The 2,930-nt window shown below is 65.2% G+C and carries 3 protein-coding genes; 2 read left to right on the top strand and 1 reads right to left on the bottom strand.

Annotation, left to right across the window (positions count from 1 at the left end; all coding sequences use genetic code 11):
• Positions 1-511 (bottom strand): alcohol dehydrogenase catalytic domain-containing protein (locus tag MOV75_RS33015; RefSeq protein ID WP_247007418.1); only part of this gene is annotated, 511 nt, incomplete at its 3' end.
• A 103-nt stretch (positions 512-614) separates the two neighbouring features.
• Here MOV75_RS33015 and MOV75_RS33020 point away from each other — a divergent pair.
• Positions 615-1,514, top strand: a complete 900-nt coding sequence (locus tag MOV75_RS33020) for a LysR family transcriptional regulator (RefSeq protein WP_246927382.1) — start codon at positions 615-617, stop codon at positions 1,512-1,514.
• 356 nt (positions 1,515-1,870) lie between these two features.
• Positions 1,871-2,930: ribonuclease D (gene rnd / locus MOV75_RS33025; protein WP_247007420.1), on the top strand; the 1,060-nt coding region annotated here is incomplete at its 3' end.

Below are 2,930 nucleotides of genomic sequence, written 5' to 3' on the forward strand. Positions count from 1 at the left end.
CGCCCATCCGGTTCGCGATCTGAATGGCCGCCAGCCCGACGCTGCTCGACGCTGCCGTGATGGCCACGACGTCCCCTCGCCCGAGCCCGGCGATGTCGACCAGCGCGCCGTAGGCGGTCAGATACTGCATCCACACCGCAGCCGCCGTCTCGAAGCCGAGCTCCGGCGGATGCTTCACGACGAACTCGGCCGGAAACGTCGCGATTTCGGCATAGGCCGGCCATCGCACCATCGACAGTGGCGGCACGATGCTGACGGCATCGCCCGGCATAATGCCGGCCACGTCTTCCCCGATAGCCGCGACAAGCCCGGCCGCCTCCAGACCGAGGCCCGACGGAAATTTCGCGGTCTCGATGTAGGTCCCTCTCCGCAACAGCGCTTCCGCGCGATTGAGGCCGAGTGCCCTGACCCGGATCTGAACTTCGCCCTTTGCCGGCGGCGCAACATCGATGGTCTCGATGCGCAGCACCTCGGGGCCGCCATGTTGATGAAAGCGAACGGCACGGGCCATGGAAATACTCCAAAACAGTTGAACTGAATGGAGCTATGCCGATCCCCGGGAAGCGAATAAATCGCCCAAGTGAGCGAACAGTCGAAACCAGGAGTTTTCAATCATGGACCGCCTGACCAGCATGGCCGTATTCGTCAAGGCCGTCGATCTCGGCTCGTTCGCGGCCGCCGCCGACGCGCTAGAGATGTCGGGGCCGATGGTCGGCAAGCACGTGCGCTTCCTCGAGGAGCGCCTCGGCATTCGCCTCCTCAACCGCACCACGCGCCGCCAGAGCCTGACCGAGGCCGGCCAGGCCTATTATGAGCGCTGCCGCGTGGTGCTGAGCGAGGCCGAAGCCGCTGATGCTGTCGTTGCCGATGAGCTGTCCGAGCCTCGTGGCCGGCTGCGCGTAACGATGCCGGCCCTGCTCGGACGGCACTGCATCGCGCCCTTGCTGATGAAGCTGGCTCGCAAACATCCGCATCTCGAACTCGACCTCTCCTTCGGAGATCCGATCGCCGACCTCATTGAGGCCGGCTATGACCTCGCGATCCGGACCGGCGATCTCGACGACCAATCCGGCCTGATTGCACGGCGCATCGCAAGCCAGCGCATGGTGGTGTGCGGCGCGCGGTCGTATTTGCGCACGAACGGCAAGCCGAAATCGATCGACGATCTGGTCGCGCATCAGGCGATCATCTATCGTCGCTCGGGGCGGGTCCGGCCGTGGTTGTTTCCGCTGGGCGATCAGCCTCCACGCGAGATCATGCCATCGGGCCGGCTGAGGCTCGACGATCTGGAAGCGATCGCCGATGCGGTCGTGCAGGGCATGGGTCTCGCCTGGCTGCCTTATTGGCTGGTCCGCGAGCGTCTTGCCTCCGGCGCGCTGGTCGGTCTCTTCGGCGGCCAACCGGAATTCCTCTACGACTGCCACGCGCTTTGGCCGCGTTCACCCCGCATGCCGCCAAAGGTCCGCGCGGCCGTGGATACGCTGGCCACAGCCCTGCCGAAGCTGATGACGTGAAGGGGCGACCGCCCTGCCCCGTTAACTTCCCGTCCACCATCCGGCCCGCCCCGCCGCCGGTAACCATTGCAATTAACAGACCCTCAACGCACCGCCGACAAATCTACCGATGTTTCTGGAGGTTTCGCCGTGGATCTGTTGGTTATCGAGTTCCTGGGGCTGGCGCTGGTCGCCATGTGCGTGGTCGTGGTGGCGCTGCCCTGCGGCCGCAAATCCTCGCACCGGGTCCGCTACGAATAGGAATTTCGTCGGAAAAAGCGATTCCGGCCCGAATGCAAGGCTCGAATTCGCACTGAGCCCCTTGACATCACAGCACTTTCGGCAGATCGGCTGATATCAAGTGTCATGGGCCGTTCATGGATTTGATTACCACCACCGCTGACCTCGCGGCTGCCTGCAGCCGGCTGGCCAAGCACCCCGTCATTACCGTCGATACCGAGTTCCTGCGTGAGACCACCTACTACCCGCTGCTGTGCGTGGTGCAGATGGCCAGCGCCGAGGAAGCCATCGTCGTCGACACCCTGGCCGAGGGGATCGACCTCAAGCCGTTCTTCGAGCTGATGGCCAACGAGAGCGTGCTGAAGGTGTTCCACGCCGCCCGCCAGGACATCGAGATCATCTGGCACCAGGCCAATATCATCCCGCACCCGGTGTTCGACACCCAGGTGGCCGCGATGGTGCTGGGTTACGGCGACAGCATCGCCTACGACGCGCTGGTCGAGAAGGTCGCCGGTCACCGTCCCGACAAGACCCACCGCTTCACCGACTGGTCGCGCCGGCCGCTGACCAAGGAGCAGATGCACTACGCGGTGTCCGACGTCACGCACCTGCGCGACGTGTTCGCCGCGCTCGATGCCGATCTCAAGAAGCGCCGCCGCAGCGAATGGGTGTCCATCGAGATGGAGGTCCTCACCTCCCCCAGGACTTACGACTTCCATCCCGAACGCGCCTGGGAGCGACTGAAGACGCGGGTGCGCAAGCCGAAGGATCTTGCCGTCCTGATGGAGGTCGCGGCCTGGCGTGAGCAGGAAGCCCAGAGCCGAGACGTGCCGCGCGGCCGCGTGCTGCGCGACGAGGCGATCACCGACATCGCGACCCACGCGCCGACCACGCTGGAAAAGCTCGCCCATCTGCGCTCTGTGCCGAAGGGGTTCGAGAAGTCCAAATGGGGCGCGGACATCGTGGCCGCAGTCGAGCGCGGGCTGGCGCGGGATTTTGCGACGCTGCCGAAGCTGGAGAAGCCGCGCAACAACAACAACGGCGCGGCGATCGTCGAGCTCCTGAAGGTGCTGCTGCGCATGACCGCCGAGCGCCACGCGGTCGCCAGCAAGGTGATCGCGACTGTCGATGATCTCGAGGAGATCGCAGCCGACGACGAGGCCGACGTCCCCGCCTTGCGCGGCTGGCGCCGCGAGC

This window comes from Bradyrhizobium sp. PRIMUS42 (assembly GCF_023006515.1).
Taxonomy (GTDB): domain Bacteria; phylum Pseudomonadota; class Alphaproteobacteria; order Rhizobiales; family Xanthobacteraceae; genus Bradyrhizobium.